The organism is Bacteroides sp. 2201st1_D9_2201SCRN_220225, from assembly GCF_040928965.1.
GTDB classification, from domain to species: Bacteria; Bacteroidota; Bacteroidia; order Bacteroidales; family Bacteroidaceae; genus Bacteroides; species Bacteroides stercoris.
The window spans coordinates 1-15,874 of record NZ_JBCODG010000026.1; the positions used below are offsets into that span (position 1 = coordinate 1).

Annotated in this window: 14 protein-coding genes; 5 read left to right on the forward strand and 9 right to left on the reverse strand. The window is 44.8% G+C overall.

Annotation, left to right across the window (positions count from 1 at the left end):
• Together AB5903_RS10440 and AB5903_RS10445 are read right to left on the reverse strand one after the other, a co-directional pair.
• Positions 1-617 (reverse strand): DUF4373 domain-containing protein (locus AB5903_RS10440; RefSeq protein ID WP_368117833.1); only part of this gene is annotated, 617 nt, incomplete at its 3' end.
• A 37-nt stretch (positions 618-654) separates the two neighbouring features.
• On the reverse strand, positions 655-1,095 hold the full coding sequence (locus AB5903_RS10445) for a DUF4373 domain-containing protein (protein WP_368117834.1): 441 nt from the start codon (positions 1,093-1,095) through the stop codon (positions 655-657).
• 187 nt (positions 1,096-1,282) lie between these two features.
• Here AB5903_RS10445 and AB5903_RS10450 point away from each other — a divergent pair, with 187 nt between their 5' ends.
• The 3 genes from AB5903_RS10450 to AB5903_RS10460 all read left to right on the forward strand — a co-directional run bounded on the left by AB5903_RS10450 (position 1,283) and on the right by AB5903_RS10460 (position 4,215).
• Positions 1,283-1,507, forward strand: a complete 225-nt coding sequence (locus AB5903_RS10450) for a hypothetical protein (RefSeq protein WP_368117835.1) — start codon at positions 1,283-1,285, stop codon at positions 1,505-1,507.
• Between the two features lie 892 nt (positions 1,508-2,399).
• Positions 2,400-3,536: a radical SAM family heme chaperone HemW gene (gene hemW, locus AB5903_RS10455; protein WP_217733161.1), complete on the forward strand. Its 1,137-nt coding sequence runs from the start codon at positions 2,400-2,402 to the stop codon at positions 3,534-3,536.
• A 325-nt stretch (positions 3,537-3,861) separates the two neighbouring features.
• A complete protein-coding gene (locus AB5903_RS10460) occupies positions 3,862-4,215 on the forward strand; it encodes a hypothetical protein (protein WP_005658047.1) in 354 nt (117 codons plus the stop codon).
• A gap of 141 nt (positions 4,216-4,356) precedes the next feature.
• Here the strand turns inward: AB5903_RS10460 and AB5903_RS10465 are convergent, their stop codons facing one another.
• From AB5903_RS10465 to AB5903_RS10475, 3 genes are all read right to left on the reverse strand, one after another.
• The gene (locus tag AB5903_RS10465) at positions 4,357-5,112 is read right to left on the reverse strand and encodes a LytTR family DNA-binding domain-containing protein (protein ID WP_005658049.1); all 756 of its coding nucleotides are present in this window, start codon (positions 5,110-5,112) and stop codon (positions 4,357-4,359) included.
• Positions 5,113-5,240: 128 nt separating this feature from the next.
• Positions 5,241-7,271 (reverse strand): histidine kinase, encoded by a 2,031-nt coding sequence (locus AB5903_RS10470; protein ID WP_368117836.1) that lies wholly within the window; start codon positions 7,269-7,271, stop codon positions 5,241-5,243.
• A gap of 10 nt (positions 7,272-7,281) precedes the next feature.
• A complete protein-coding gene (locus tag AB5903_RS10475; protein WP_040316366.1) occupies positions 7,282-8,406 on the reverse strand; it encodes a DUF2027 domain-containing protein in 1,125 nt (374 codons plus the stop codon).
• Between the two features lie 266 nt (positions 8,407-8,672).
• Between AB5903_RS10475 and AB5903_RS10480 the strand changes: the two genes are divergently transcribed.
• Positions 8,673-9,902, forward strand: coding sequence for an S-adenosylmethionine:tRNA ribosyltransferase-isomerase (locus AB5903_RS10480; protein WP_005658054.1), 1,230 nt, complete (start codon positions 8,673-8,675; stop codon positions 9,900-9,902).
• A 57-nt stretch (positions 9,903-9,959) separates the two neighbouring features.
• Positions 9,960-10,463 carry an NUDIX domain-containing protein gene (locus AB5903_RS10485; RefSeq protein WP_195657905.1) on the forward strand — a complete coding sequence of 168 codons (504 nt, stop codon included), beginning with the start codon at positions 9,960-9,962 and terminating at the stop codon, positions 10,461-10,463.
• A gap of 90 nt (positions 10,464-10,553) precedes the next feature.
• Here AB5903_RS10485 and glmM read toward each other — a convergent pair whose 3' ends face one another.
• From glmM to AB5903_RS10505, 4 genes are all read right to left on the reverse strand, one after another.
• A complete protein-coding gene (gene glmM, locus AB5903_RS10490; protein ID WP_117665664.1) occupies positions 10,554-11,942 on the reverse strand; it encodes a phosphoglucosamine mutase in 1,389 nt (462 codons plus the stop codon).
• Between the two features lie 27 nt (positions 11,943-11,969).
• Positions 11,970-12,575: a DUF4827 domain-containing protein gene (locus AB5903_RS10495; protein WP_005658057.1), complete on the reverse strand. Its 606-nt coding sequence runs from the start codon at positions 12,573-12,575 to the stop codon at positions 11,970-11,972.
• Positions 12,576-12,678: 103 nt separating this feature from the next.
• Positions 12,679-13,716 (reverse strand): bifunctional oligoribonuclease/PAP phosphatase NrnA, encoded by a 1,038-nt coding sequence (locus tag AB5903_RS10500; protein ID WP_005658058.1) that lies wholly within the window; start codon positions 13,714-13,716, stop codon positions 12,679-12,681.
• 98 nt (positions 13,717-13,814) lie between these two features.
• On the reverse strand, positions 13,815-15,869 hold the full coding sequence (locus AB5903_RS10505) for a ComEC/Rec2 family competence protein (protein WP_005658059.1): 2,055 nt from the start codon (positions 15,867-15,869) through the stop codon (positions 13,815-13,817).
• Positions 15,870-15,874 lie beyond the last annotated feature (5 nt).

The window sequence follows — 15,874 nt, forward strand, 5'->3', positions numbered from 1 at the left end:
GATATGTTTTCTTTGTTTTTATTTTGTGGTTTATTTTCGCGAAGTATTTCAGCTTTTTCGCGAAGAACCTCATGTGACACCCCTGAAGCCGGTAACGGACGGGGATCGGGGGATTCCGGACGGGAAGCTTTCTCTTTTTCGGGTAAGACGGATATGTTGTCTTCTATAGCGGATACCGATTCTTCCCGGACAGGATATGATGCGGGCACTGTTTCCGGCAAATTTTCCGGTGAATAAAGAAGAAGTTCCCCGGGAATGGCAGGCCTGCGGTGAATAGCTTTGCAGATACCGGTATACAGTTCCTGTATGTATTCACTGGTAAGGATTTGTTTCTCCTGCCAGAGCCTTTTGTCGAACAGCCCCAGGTCTGTACAATAATCGATGATGGCGGCAATACGGCACTCATCCATGCGGGAATAGTCCGCTATGTCGAACAGACCGTCGGCATCCATCACCATGTAGCATCCTTCCACACGAAAGATCTCATTCACGATGAAATGAAAAACACCCCAGCCTTCCATTCCGAATTTGTTCTTTAGCCGTTTGACTTTCGGATCATAAAAATGATCGGTTTCAAATCTGAAATAGGTGAAACCTTTTTTTGCTGTTTTTGGCATAAGCTTATTTATTTAAAGTGGATAATAATCTTATGAATCAACTGACCGCAAGCTCCAGTTCTTTGGAAATGTCGGGAAGCCGGGAAAGCATGCAGCAGGTCTTCAAGTAGTTCTGCTGTATGTCCTCCGAAGTAAGTACCCGATGTCTCCTGTACAGTTCGCCGTTGAACAGACCGACTTGTATGCAACCCTTCACGATCCTGATAACATCTTCCAGGGAAGCATTCCAGTAAGAGGCGGTTTCCCGGGCGGTCTCCTCACACCAGGGAAGGAAATAGTCTCCTTTATGGAGAGCCTCGTTTACAAGATACCGGTAGATGCTGTATCCTCCGAAACCGTATTTACGCGTGAGCCGTCTGATTTTCATGTCTGAAAATTGAGAAGTGCTCAGCTCATAATAGGGACGTGCACTGCGTTTCCCTTGCTGCGTCTTGGAAAGGGAATGGTTTGTTCCGTTTGTAAAGCTTTGGGTATTCATATATAATAATGTATAATATTGCTGTGTTAAAGGATAGGTACATGAAAATCCGGATTCCGCCATAAACGGCGGAACCTGCTTATCTTGTCGAAAGAATATGGTACTTCCTTCGAATGAATTGCACGTAATTATGCACAGTCTTTTCGCAGACTTTTGGAAAGACCGGATGATGTTCCTTTAAATAGTCATGGACACGACTGCTGGAAATGGAAGGGAAGCAGGTGAGAAGGGATACGACTTCCTGCTCATAGGCATGAAGTTTACACAGGCGTATGTTCCGGCATTCCTGGAAAAGTTCTTCCGAACTCAAATGCTGAAGATGCCTGACAGTATCACGAGAGATGCCAAGACGTTGCGCCGTCCTTGTTATGTTAAGACCTCGCGAACGGAGATCAAGGACATTATTCCATAATGTGTACTTTTTTGTTAAATTTGCCGCATCCATAATCTATTAGATAGACTTCGTAACTGGGACATTCCAGATTACGAATGTTTGATGCAGCTAAGTTACCGCCCTCAAAATTCTACAATTCGCAAAAAAAATTATTTCTCAGTTGTTTATCTGCAAAAACATAGTACATAATCCTATTATAAACGTACAAAAACAAAGTGAAACATCAGGGAAAACCTCGTTCCGCAATTGGGGGCTGCCGGGTTTCCAACTGGCAACCGCAGAGCCTGCAACTGGCAACCGTAGAGCCCGCAATTGGAAAACGAAGTTATATATGTAGGTTTACTACATTATACATCTATCAAAATCACAAAAACAACAAGGAATAACAACTTAAAGCAAAAAGCTTTTTTCATCATTTGCCGAAGAAAGTCGCTCTAATTTACCTATTGCATAATAGGAAAAGCGTGTACACTATACCATATTTGCGGCTATGATAAAGAAAATGCAATGTTTTAACCGATATTAACGCAATTCATTATACACTACTTTCAATATTGATTATAAGGTAATTAGCATATAAAAACGGAGAATATACCGCAAAAAACAGTGACGACAAATAGATTGTCATCACTGTCGTCACAGTTGTCATCACTCACTCTATCCCCTTTCCACAGAGGGATAGAGAGTAATCCATGCCAAGTGATGACAAAAAAGTTATCAAACAGTATTGAAACAGTAATATTGATAATGTATATATTGCTGACCTAAGCCCAAGAAGAACGGCTTCCATACGGCAGTCCTTCCGCATTTCAATATCCATTTTAATATTAAATACAAGTAAAGATGAAGAACCACTCAATCTACAAACAGAAAATATCGTATATTTGCACCCCAACCAATTTACAGGCTCATGGCAGGCATCTACATCCATATTCCCTTTTGCAAGACACGCTGCATCTATTGCGATTTCTACTCCACCACCCGCAGCGAACTGAAAAGCCGCTATATCCATGCGTTGTGCAAGGAGTTGCAGATGCGGAAAGAATATCTGAGGGGAGAGCCAGTCGAAACGATTTACTTCGGTGGTGGAACCCCCTCACAGCTTGCCGAAGAGGATTTCCGCGAAGTATTTGAAACCATCCGGAAATACTATGGAATGGAACACTGCCGGGAGATTACCCTCGAAGCTAATCCCGACGACTTGACCGAAGCCTATGCCGCCATGCTGCAAAATTTGCCTTTCAACCGCATCAGTATGGGGATACAGACTTTCGACGATTCCACTCTGAAACTGCTAAACCGCCGCCATAATGCAGCACAAGCCGTCAATGCCGTAAAGCACTGCCGCCATGCAGGCTTCAACAACATAAGCATCGACCTTATCTACGGACTGCCCGGCGAAACGGATGAACGCTGGAAACGTGATTTACAACAAGCCGTCAGCCTCAACGTAGAGCACATCTCCGCTTACCACCTGACATACGAAGAAGGCACTCGCATTTACGAGCTGCTGCAAGCGCACCGTATCCGCGAAGTAGACGAAGAAAGCAGCGTCCGATTCTTCTCCACCCTGATAGATACGCTTGGCAGTGCCGGCTACGAGCACTACGAGATATCCAATTTCTGCCGTTCGGACATGTATTCCCGCCACAATACATCTTACTGGAAAGGAATTCCTTACTTGGGCTGTGGCCCTTCGGCACATTCATTCAATACGGATACCCGCGAATGGAATGTGGCTTCCCTGGAAAAATACATACATGCCATCGAAAACAATCAACGCTTGTCCGAACAGGAGCATTTGGACCGGACCACCTGCTATAACGAATGCATCATGACTTCCATTCGTACCCGTTGGGGAGTGCCCCTGAATGATATAGAACAGAAATTCGGCAAAGAACTGTGGCAATACTGCTTCGATATGGCACGTCCGCATCTGGACTGCGGAAATCTGGAAATATACGACAACAACCGTCTCTGTCTTAGCCGTAAAGGGATTTTTGTATCGGATGGCATTATCAGCGATTTAATGTTTGTAGAAGAATGAAAGCGTTCCACTCCATTCTACAAGCATTTCTTTTTGTATACTTATAATGCATATTCTCTATCACATTAACACATAATACCCTTTAATATTACATTTGCATTACAAAACAGAACTGTTTTTGTGCATTTTCACAATCACCAATTGATATAAATCAAGAAATGAAGGTAAAACCTGCACTTTTCTTTATTTTCATTTTTGTGTTATAAAACATAATCATACATTTGCATAGGTAAAAAGAAAAGCTAGACGCTTACGACTGTTTTCAGTAGGTATTAGATTTTTATTAGATTAGTTTTTAGGTATAACAATTAAAAAAGTAGGTATTATGAAACGTTTTGGATTAACATTAGTGGCAGCCGTATGTCTGTCTGCCAGCACATTCGCAGCAGGAAACCAGCCAACAACTGCAAGTTGGGAAGGTAACATCAATGTAAGCAAGCTGAGCAAATATTTGAAATTGTCCGCTAACCAGCAAAAAGAGGTTACCAACATTTGCGAATACTTTAACGAGCAGATGTCACGTGCCACAAACTCAAAGAAAAATCAGGAAAAGTTGCTACGTAACGCTATTTACGGTAATCTGAAATTAATGAAAAGAACTTTGGATGAAAAGCAATATTCCGACTATGCAAAAGTTTTGAACGTTACACTGCAGAACAAAGGCATTGAAGTAAAGTAACATGTATTTCCGGCATAGGTACGGAAAACATATAAAACAGAAAAAGGATACCGGCAAATGTCCCCGGTATCCTTTTTTCTGTTTGTCAACATTGTTAGAGTAATGGACATTCAACTTCACATACCAATCATCAGCCTGCTTTCACAAACAGAAACGTTCTTGCAATTCCTTCTTAAATTTCTTCGAGACAAGTAACTCCGTAATTTTATCAAAAGGCGGGTATAGCACACACCTGTTATCCCGTATGAGCATCAGATAATCTATATTGATAATATACGATTGATGTATCTGCACAAAACACGGAGAGAACGATGTAATCTGTTCGGCAGTCATACCGCGGCGCAAAGCCAGAGGCAACTGGTCATTCAGCACGACCTCCCACTGTTTGCGTTCGGAACAATAACGGAAAAATCCTATCTCGGCAGGGCGCAACGCACGCATATCATTAGTTGGAGTAAAAACGATGAAAGTCTGTCCGGTATGCATGGGATTTCCTACCGGAAACGATACCCGCTGCCCGGTGGTTTCAACCTGTTGGGTAAAGCGTGTCAGAATCTCTTTCAAATCCCGTTCATCGAAAGGTTTCAGCAGATAATCGAATGCCGCTTCCCGAATAGCCTGTATCATATACTTGTCGTACGCCGTATAAAATACGACCCTCATATTCCACGATACATAATCGCGTATCTCCTGCAACAGTTCCAGCCCCGTCATGTCCGGCATCTCTACATCCAAAAACAGCAAATCGGGTTGCACTTTCATAATAAGCTTCTTCCCTTTCCTACCATTCCGTGCAGTACCTTCCAAAGAGAAGCGGGCATCTTTCCACAACTCAAAGCTCAAATTTTCAAGAGCTACGTCATCATCATCTACTATAACGACTTTGTATTTGTCCATATTCCATGTTTTGGTCTGGCGAATATAAATATTTTCTCGTTTCCATACAAAACAGCAAATAGGCATTTACGAACTATTCTTCCGCAGCCGGCTCTATCAATAAAAAAAATGCCACTAAGCGGTTACTCTTAAATTCTATAATCGTACTTGTCCGGTAATAAAAAAGTTACTTCACAGCCGGTTTCACCACTCGGCAAAGTGACATTATGTACAGATATATCAATTGCAGCCTGATTTTTCATATTCAAAATCTGGATTGTTTGCATGATGACTTTCATACCTGTACCAGTGCCTCTGTTCCGGCTCTCCGGATGGTAACCGCCGCCGTTATCCGTAATCCTGATGCAAACACCGCCTTCCCGACGATCTGCGGCAATCCACAGATTCCGCTTTCCTTCCTTGCCACGCAATGCGTGTTTCACGGAATTTTCCACCGGAATCTGTATCATCATGGAAGGTAGCCAGACCTGCTCGGGCAGTACATCTCCGGCTATTTCAATAACCGGATGGAAAGTTGCTCCGAGCGAACGGCGCTCCAAGTCGATATACGTCTTGACAAAGTCCAGTTCTTCGGTTAAGGTGACACACAACTGCTCCGCCAGCTCCAGATTTCGACGCATCAGTTTCACCAACGATACCAACTCCTGCTTTTCCTCTTCCTTGTGGTTTACCACCTCCTGATTGAGAACGTTGAATATAAAATGAGGAGACAGGCGGTTGCGGATGTTCTCAAGACGAAGTGTAGAGACCGTTCTTCGGTTTTGGGCAAGCAGCAGATCCCGCTTTTTCCTATTATAAAGAAATAGGAAAGCTGCAATCAAAAGGGCAATAACGGCAACCGCTAATGTCACGAGACGGGTCTGCCTCAATATCAGCATCTCGTTTTCCTGTTTCTGGAACAGCACTTTATGTGCCATTAAGGTAGAGTCCTGCTGATAGCGCAATGTCAAATCTGCCGTACGCATCCTTATACGCTCATTGCGAATAGAGTCGTCCAGACGTTTATTCTCTTTCAAGTAATCATACGCTTGCCTATAGTTGCCGGTTTCTTCGTAAAACTGCTGCAAATACTTGTTACGGATATGTATCATGTCTGCATCTATTTCCGGCGAAGCCTTACTCATCGCCAACAATCGCCTTGCCTCCGCAAAGTCCTTGCACTGCAACGCCAGTTCTATCTTTTGAGTATCAATATAATAAAGAGCAGTAGTAGAACCGAGTTCTTCAAAGAACGGCTGGCATAACTCCAGGTATTTGACTACCGAATCGGTTTTATTCAGTTGCAGAAAGCAGTCGCTCAGGTTCAGATAGCTCAGATTAAGCGCCCAAGACATATCGGGGTAATCTTTCACAAGCTCCACTACTTTTCTAAAATAACCGATTGCCGTGGAGTAATCTCCCCGGTAATAATAAGAGTTTCCACGATTATTCAGGTAGAAATGCTTCTCATCCGGAAACATATCCGCATAATTCTTGCCCGCAAGTTCCGAATAATAGTCGCATTGCTCGTAATCGCGCAAAGCCAGGTATCCTTGTGACAATCCGTAATAAATAGAGATTTTCTTTCTGTAAGGCATCTTCAGCGAATCGCACATCAGCAGAGCCTTTCTATACCAAAAAGCACCCATATCCGGCCTGCCCAAATGGTTGGTAGCATCAGCAAGATTTATCAGGATATCAGGAATCACCTCGAATTTTGTTCCTTTCAATCTTGCTTCATAGGCCTCCTTGAAGCAGACCGCGGCAGAATCTATATAGCCTTTTCGCGAATAGACATTACCCTTTATATTAAAACATTCGGACTGCAAATCGGCCAACCGATGCGAAAAAGACTGTCTGCCGGCAAACGCCTCAACTTGCCGGAGCAAAAGTTGTGCGGAGTCGAAGTCGGAAGTAGCCAGACAGGTTTTCAAGGCAACAGCAAGATAATTATACCGCACCATACTATCTTTGGTCCTTTCCATTCTCTGTAATGCCTGTGCTTTCATCCAGCGCGGCGCCATCACTACGGAATCGCTGTGAGTGCTGAAAAAAGAATCGAATTCCTGCATTTCAAAAACTCTGCCACTGCTGCCTTTATAAGTACAGGCACCCGGCAATGCCACTGCCAAACATAGAAAGATTAAGATAAGAATCCTGTTTTCCTTACCAACCTGCATCGCATATACCTTATTTTACCGTCACCATAGTAGCTCCAAATCCATACTCCTGAAAGGAAGCATCCTGCGTCTTACAAGTCGGATATTTCCGTTTCAGCTCATCCAGCAACGCTTTACGAAGCACACCGTCACCCTTGCCGTGAATAAAGACTATGCGTTGTTCACGCTTATTCCTATACTGTTCCATCACCTCACGAAATTTATCCAGCTGATAGTTCAATATCTCGCTGTTACTCATGCCGCGCGTATCATCCAACAGTTCACCGATATGCAGGTCTATTTCGATGATTTCATTTTTGCCGCCCCGCTTCACGATAGTCCGGGGTCTGGACGGACCGTCTGTTGCTTTCTTTTGCATCAGAGCATCCTGTAAGTCCTCAGCCGACACATAAACCTGCCTGGCGGGAGCATCATTCCTCACTACATCGTACACCAATGCTGGAGTATCAAAGAAATCGGTAGGCTGAAAAGTATGCAACTTATAGAATTTCACCGTATCGATGCGGATTTCCACATTGGCAGCAGGCTTCATAGCGAAAGAGCGGTTGTCCTTGAACGCCACCAACTGAACAGCTACACGCTCCCGGTCGTTCAATTCCGATTTTTCAAATTCCTCTAACAAGAGTTTCGTATTCGGTTCTATCAAACCATGAGAACGGGCAGTCCACGACTTGCCCTCCGCACTCGAATAGGTATAATACATGCAGTAATTGCTATCATTCACCAAATAAGCCTCAAACGGAGTAGTGCTTACCGCCTTGATATCTTCCGGAACAAAGGCAAGATACACATTCAGCACATCTCCGCCTTTCATTTCCGGCTGACGATAAACAGATACCTGAGGTTTAGCCGTACACTCTATCTGCCGTCCGGAGTCCAAAACGGAAGATACCGGCTTCGAGGCTACCGAAGCCATACGCGCAGCCGATTGCTCCTCCGCCTTCTTCTTGGCTGCTTTGGAAGCAGGAGTAGGAATATTGTAATCATCCGTTTCAATCACCACACATTCACGCACCGGCATCGGAATGTCAAACCCGTCGGCATCTTCCACCAACACTATATCTTTTCCCCGGAATCCCGTTACAACACCGCCACCTACTTCACTGAGGAAGCGCACTTTATCTCCTATTTTCATAATTTCCATTCTGTTTTTTAATCATTATCCGGAAGACACATCGGAACCATTATAAACATACGGTTCAGACATCTTCTTTTATCTCTCGCAAAGTTAGAAATTATTTGATGATTATATACAAACATACCTTTTTTGTATTGGCAAGAAATACATTGTGTATCCATGAACCGGAATGACCTTATGACTGATATGTCATTAATTGGCTGTATATAATCCAAATCTTCCCAAATATCCGTACCTTTGCAGTCCCCTAATAAAATAAAGATATGAAAGAAGATCCCAAACATATTAGAATCAGCGAATTCAATTATCCGTTACCGGATGAGCGCATTGCCAAGTTTCCATTGCCTGTGCGTGACCAATCCAAGTTATTGTTGTATCGCCACGGCGAAGTTACCGAAGACATATTCACTTCCCTGCCCGACTATCTGCCGGCAAACAGCCTGATGATTTTCAATAATACCAAAGTTATTCAGGCGCGTCTGCACTTCCATAAAGAAACGGGAGCGCTTATCGAAGTATTCTGTCTCGAACCGATCCAACCCAACGACTATGCCCTCAACTTCCAGCAAACGGAGCATGCCGCATGGCTCTGCATGATAGGCAATCTGAAGAAATGGAAAGAAGGTGCGCTCAAACGGGAAATAACCGTGAAAGGAAAGCCGCTTACCCTGACCGCCGAACGCGGGGCGTGCCATGGAACCAGCCATTGGGTGGATTTCCGCTGGAACAATCCGGAAATAACATTCGCCGATATTCTCGAAGTGTTCGGCGAACTACCCATCCCTCCTTATCTGAACCGGGAGACGCAGGAGAGTGATAAGGAGACTTACCAGACCGTTTATTCCAAGATAAAAGGTTCGGTAGCCGCACCGACAGCCGGTCTGCACTTCACTCCGAGAGTTCTGGACGCTTTGCGTGAAAAAGGGGTAGCATTGGAAGAACTGACCCTGCACGTAGGAGCCGGCACTTTCAAGCCCGTCAAAAGTGAAGAGATAGAAGGGCACGAAATGCACACGGAATACATATCCGTCAATAGGAGTACGCTGGAGAAGCTGGTAGCACATGAAGGAAAAGCCATTGCAGTAGGGACAACCTCTGTACGTACACTGGAAAGCCTCTATCACATAGGCGTTACTCTGCTGCACAATCCTAACGCTACGGAAGAAGATTTGCATGTAAAACAATGGCAACCTTATGAAACGGCGCTTGAAACAGCAGCAACACCCGCTGTAGATGCTTTGCAGGCAATCATAGCCTACCTCGACCGGCATCACATGGAAACGTTGCATTCCAGCACGCAAATCATCATTGCTCCGGGATACGAATATAGAATCGTAAAAGCCATGGTTACCAACTTCCACCAGCCGCAAAGCACATTGCTGCTGCTTGTCTCAGCGTTTCTGCATGGAGATTGGCGCAAGATTTACGATTATGCGCTTGCCCATGATTTCCGATTTTTGAGTTACGGTGATTCGTCTTTGCTGATACCGTAACTATTCTCGGAGAATGCACCATTTTCATCGATAAAACCAACAAAAAGCTCAGAATTAATGAATAGCGACAATAACCAGGAAATGTTTCCTCTTGTTGACGAGCAGGGAAACATCATAGGTGCAGCCACCCGCGGTGAGTGTCACAACGGAAGCAAACTGCTGCACCCCGTAATTCATCTGCATGTATTCAATTCCAAAGGAGAATTATACCTGCAAAAACGTCCCGAATGGAAAGACATACAACCCGGCAAGTGGGATACCTCGGTAGGCGGGCACGTAGATTTAGGCGAAAGCGTAGAAATGGCGCTGAAACGGGAAGTGCGCGAGGAATTAGGGATAACCGACTTCGCACCGGAAACTATCACCAGCTATGTTTTTGAATCCGCTCGCGAAAAGGAGCTTGTCTTTGTGCACAAAACCGTATATGACGGAGAGATACATCCCAGCGACGAACTGGATGGCGGACGCTTCTGGCGTACAGAGGAAATTAAAGAAAATATAGGGAAAGGGATATTCACTCCCAATTTTGAGCAAGAGATAGGGAGAATCATTCAACTGTAACAACATAAAAAACACAGAAACACAAAGAAACAGAGTTTAGCTGTCTACTCTCTGTATCTTTGTGTTTCTGTGTTCTAAAGAACGGTACAATTATTTTGCCAAGTCTTCAATTACTTTCATAATCTGCTGACCGATTTCTTCGGCTGCTTCCGGCGTAGCCGCTTCGCTGTAAACGCGAATAATCGGTTCCGTGTTACTCTTGCGCAGATGTACCCATTTGTCGGGAAAGTCAATCTTTACACCGTCAATATCATTGATTTCTTCGTTCTTATAGATTTCTTTTACTTTGGCAAGGATGGCATCGACATCCGTATCCGGAGTCAGGTCTACACGGTTCTTAGCCATGAAATAGGCCGGATAAGTGGCACGCAATTCGCTAACCTTCTTACCTTCGTGCGCCAGGTGACTGAGGAACAAGGCAATACCTACCAAAGCATCGCGCCCGTAGTGACTGGCAGGATAAATAACTCCACCATTGCCTTCGCCACCGATAACAGCGCCTACCTCTTTCATCTTGGTAGTTACATTCACTTCGCCTACAGCAGAAGCGGAATATTCCTGACCGTACTTACGTGTTACGTCACGCAACGCACGGGTAGAACTCAGGTTGGAAACCGTATTGCCCGGAGTGTGCTTCAACACATAGTCGGCCACGGTAACCAGCGTATATTCTTCACCGTACATCTTACCGTCCTCACAAATCATGGCCAAACGGTCTACATCCGGGTCTACCACAAAAGCAACATCTGCCTTACCGCCTTTCATAAGGTTCATGATGTCGCCCAAATTCTTTTCCAAAGGTTCCGGATTGTGCTGGAAATTACCGGTAGGCTCGCAGTAGAGTTTCTCCACATGCTTCACTCCGAGCTGTTCCAGCAGTTGCGGAAGAATGATGCCGCCTACGGAGTTTACACAATCAATGGCTACACGGAAATCGGCTTTCCTGATAGCTTCCACATCCACCAGGTCAAGCGCCAACACACTGTCGATATGCTTTTGGTTATAAGTAAGGTCTTTGCGATAAGAGCCGAGCTTGTCCACTTCGGCAAAGTTGAACTCTTCAGCTTCGGCAATACGAAGCACTTCATTGCCCTCCTCCTTGTTCAGGAACTCTCCTTTCTCATTCAGAAGTTTCAAGGCATTCCATTGCTTGGGATTGTGAGAAGCAGTCAGGATGATACCTCCGCTGGCACCTTCCATGGTAACAGCCAGTTCGGTAGTCGGAGTAGAAGCCAAATCGATGTCCACTACATCCCAGCCCATACCCATGAGCGTGCCTACCACCACATTCTTTACCATCTCGCCCGAGATGCGTGCATCACGGCCTACTACAATTTTGTTGCTTTTTACTGTACACGTTTTGCGGATAAGCGTAGCGTATGCCGAAGTAAACTTCACAATGTCGAGCGGGTTCAACCCCTCGCCTGCACCACCGCCTATTGTTCCGCGGATTCCAGAGATAGATTTGATTAGAGTCATAGGTTAATTATTTAAATAAATGGTTAGTTATTTCCAGATTTGATATTTCCGGATGTCATAAAAATAAGGGTAGACATATTGCATAGCTGTCTGATGCCCCATCTTGGAAGGAACAATCAGTTTGACATGAGCCATGTCGCGAACATAAGTCAACGGGACAAGCCAGCCTGCCGGAACTGTCGGTGAGGAATAATAAGTCATCATATATCCCTGCAGGAATGTACCTGCAATGGACGAAGAAGTCACCGCATAGCGGAATGCATCTACGGTTTCCACCGCATTCAGGTTGGACAATGTGGTATCTTTGTCAAGAATGCTATATTCCATAAAACGCACCAGCACTTCATCGTTGTTTTTCACAGTGTCGGCTGCATTTTCAGAGCCTTTATCCACTATCTGCATGTACACTCCGCTGGCAAGCTGCACATACTCATTCTCCTCGACGTTGGTAGTAGAATCCTGCGCATAAAATTCGCTTTGAGAGATGACCTTGATGCCTTCCTTTTTGATAAAGTCATTTATACCGTCTTTTTCCTCATCAAGCATTTCCGCATAGGTCTTGCCGTCATCACACGCCTGAAAACCCAAGCCGAATGCCAGTAAGGATAAAAAGAATAAAGTAAGTTTCTTCATTTCTGTTATTTAGTAATTTCGTACAAAAATATCTGATTTACCCGAAAGTTAAAAGTTGCAAGTAGAAAGTTCGTATCTTTTAACCTTTACAACCGCTGTTTTTTTATCCTTTGGCATTAAGCAGCGGTTTGAATTTTTCCAATGCAAGTTCCAGCACTTTTTTAGCCTCTTCCAATGTACCGTAAAATTCTCCGCCGGAAGCATTTAAATGCCCGCCGCCGTTAAAGAATTCTGTAGCCAGCCGGTTGCATGGGAAACTGCCTACCGAACGCAGGGATACCTTTATCATCGGCTTTTCCGTATCTTCACGCAGGAAGCAGGAGAAAACGACATTTTTAATGCTCAACGGTATGTTTACAAACCCTTCGCTATCGCCACGGATATAATTGAAATTGCCTTGTTCCTTCTTAGTCAGCGTAATCAGGGCGGCACGATGTTCCGGATAGACTTTCATCTGCGACAGCACATGCCCCATAAGACGCAGACGGCTTTCGGAATAGGTGTTGTACACTTTCCGGTAAATCTCATCCTTGTCGATACCTTTCGAAAGCAGCTCACTGATTATAAAATAAATTTCACGGTTATTGGAGTTGTACGTAAAGCCACCCGTATCGGTCATCATACCGGTATAGATACATTCAGCTCCCTCTTTGGTGATGTCACTGAAATATCCCATGCGGCAAATCAGGCGGAACACCAGCTCGGAAGTCGAGGATATTTCGGGATGGGAAATGATGATTCTGCAAAAGTCTTCAGGATTCAAATGGTGGTCTACCAATATCTTCCGCGCAGGAGAAGCCAACACGGCGTCTGCCATAGCATCGATACGGCTGATAGCGTTGAAATCGAGGCAACAGATGACATCGGCTTCCGCTATCAATTTGTCGGCAAACTCTTTATAACGGTCGTACAGAAGTATATCCTTGCTGCCGGGCATCCATTTCAGGAAATCGGGAAAAGCATTGGGAACAATGACAGTCGCATCCTTGTCCTGCGTATTAAGAAAATGCCACAACCCCAGAGAAGAGCCTACTGCATCTCCGTCGGGAGCCACATGGGCAACAATAACTATTTTATCCGCACGTTCCAGCCACTTGGCAAAGTGGTCTATTTTAGATTGATCTATTACTTTGGTCAACATATAGTTACTCGCTATTTTACAGTTTACGTTGCATATCCGGAACAACTTCGTCTCACCTGCAACAAAAGAAAGGGCAAAAGTACGAAAAAGTTTATGATTTATAATAATATGTGCACAGAACCTTTTTCGGAAAGAGGAAGATAAGGAATTCCCAACCGGATACAATCGCTGATAATCCTCTCCCGATAGTATTCGGAAAGAGATGCGTCAATCACTACCGTACCTACTTCAAACAAGGAAACGAGTTCCTGCATATCTCCCTTATAACCGTGAGAAACATACAGATAATCAATAGAAACAGGCACATCGGATATCTTGTTGCCCCAACGGTCGTCGTACAACAGACAGATGCGTTTCCCTGCATAAAAAACGGTTTTGTTACGGACTGAAATTTCAGGAAGCAAACAATCTCCCTCAATCACGTCAGGGCGTTCCAGGCGCAAACGGCTCCAGTAGGAAGAAAGCGAACGTTCCAACCGGGTGACATCGGGCAGCGTATCGGCGCAGACCAGCCATGAAGTGGAGTTATCTGCCAGACAATGCACTGCCGGACAGCCACGGACATTATAAAAAACAATGCTGCGCCGGGGAGCATCTGTGATAAACGCATACGAATGATAGGAGACGCATAGCAGCAGGGCTGACAAAGCGATATATACATTCGCTGCCGTACGCCTCATCCAAACACGGCAGAACAACAACAGGCAACAATAAAACAGGAAGACATCCCATATATCGACCCAAATCCGGTCTATGGAAGCCAAAGGGAGCTGTTCTATCCAACGGAGCAAAGCATTCTGCATCCTTAGCGGTATTTCTACCACATCGGCAAAGAGCTGTTGCAAGACAGGAAAAGGAGTCAGGACAAGCAATATAACAGCCGCATACACAATCAACGAAACCAACGGGATTACCAACAAATTAGTCAAGAGGAAGTGTGTGGAAAAGCGTGAAAAATAAAGCATTACCAACGGAGCCGTTCCTATCTGGGCGGCAACGGAAACAGTAACCAGCCCCCACGCCTTACGCAAAAGGCGGTTCTTCACCGATAACAACCCGTACAGCCCGGGTTGTAACAGTACAATAGCTGCAACAGCCGAAAAAGACAACTGAAATCCCACATCAAACAGCCAGACAGGGTTAAACAGCAGCATCAGGAAAGCCGTAACCCCCAATGTATTCAAAGTAAGCTTCCGGCAGGCAGGTATCAGCATGGAAAGTAATCCAAATGAGCACATGACAACCGCACGTACCACGGAAGAAGACAACCCTGTAAGGAAAGCAAATCCCCACAACAAGAGGATTACAGACAGAAACAAAAACGGCTTTAAAAACCGCCACCTAATCCACAAAGGAGACAGGACAAACAGCAACAGGGCGGAAATAAAGCCGATATGCAGCCCGGAAAGTGCCAGTACATGGCTGGCTCCGGCAACCGAATACGTCTCTACGATACTCTCACTCAGCTCTTCTTTATCTCCTATTGTAAGCGCAGAGAGTACCGCCAATTCATCTCCCCGAAACCCCATGTCCCGATATAAAGCAACCAGCCTGCTCCGACACTCCAAAGCCTGCTGACGAAAAGCGAGAGTGCTGTCGCAACCAATCGCACACCAATGTCCGGCACGTACGTACGCTGTTCCGCTTACCCCTTTCCGAAGAAGATAACAGGCGTAATCGAACTCATCCGGATTGCCGTTATTGGCAGGTGGAGACAAACGGGTGCACACCAACAGTTCATCCCCTCTTTTCAAGGAATATGCCGCCGAATCTTTAGGGAAATAAAACAGAAAAGTCTTTTCTGAAAAGTTATATAAAAATGTATCTTTCAGCACTTCTCCCCGCAAAGCAACGCGAAATAAAATACTGTTTTTCTTGATTTCCGGCTTTGTCGTAAGAGTAATCCGGTAAGTGGAAGATTTTTCCGTATTCGGGAATATATATTCGGCTTGCTTCAACTGCACACTCACTAAAGTCCACCCCAATACAAAACACGCCAAAAACACGACAGCCCCATATAGCTTGCAAAGAACATAATACTTACGGCCAAGAATATATGTCCCTATCAACAGTAGAATGACAGCTATCCACCAACCGACGGACAGTATATAAGGATATTTATCCCCATATACTATTCCACCAACCAACGGCATCAACA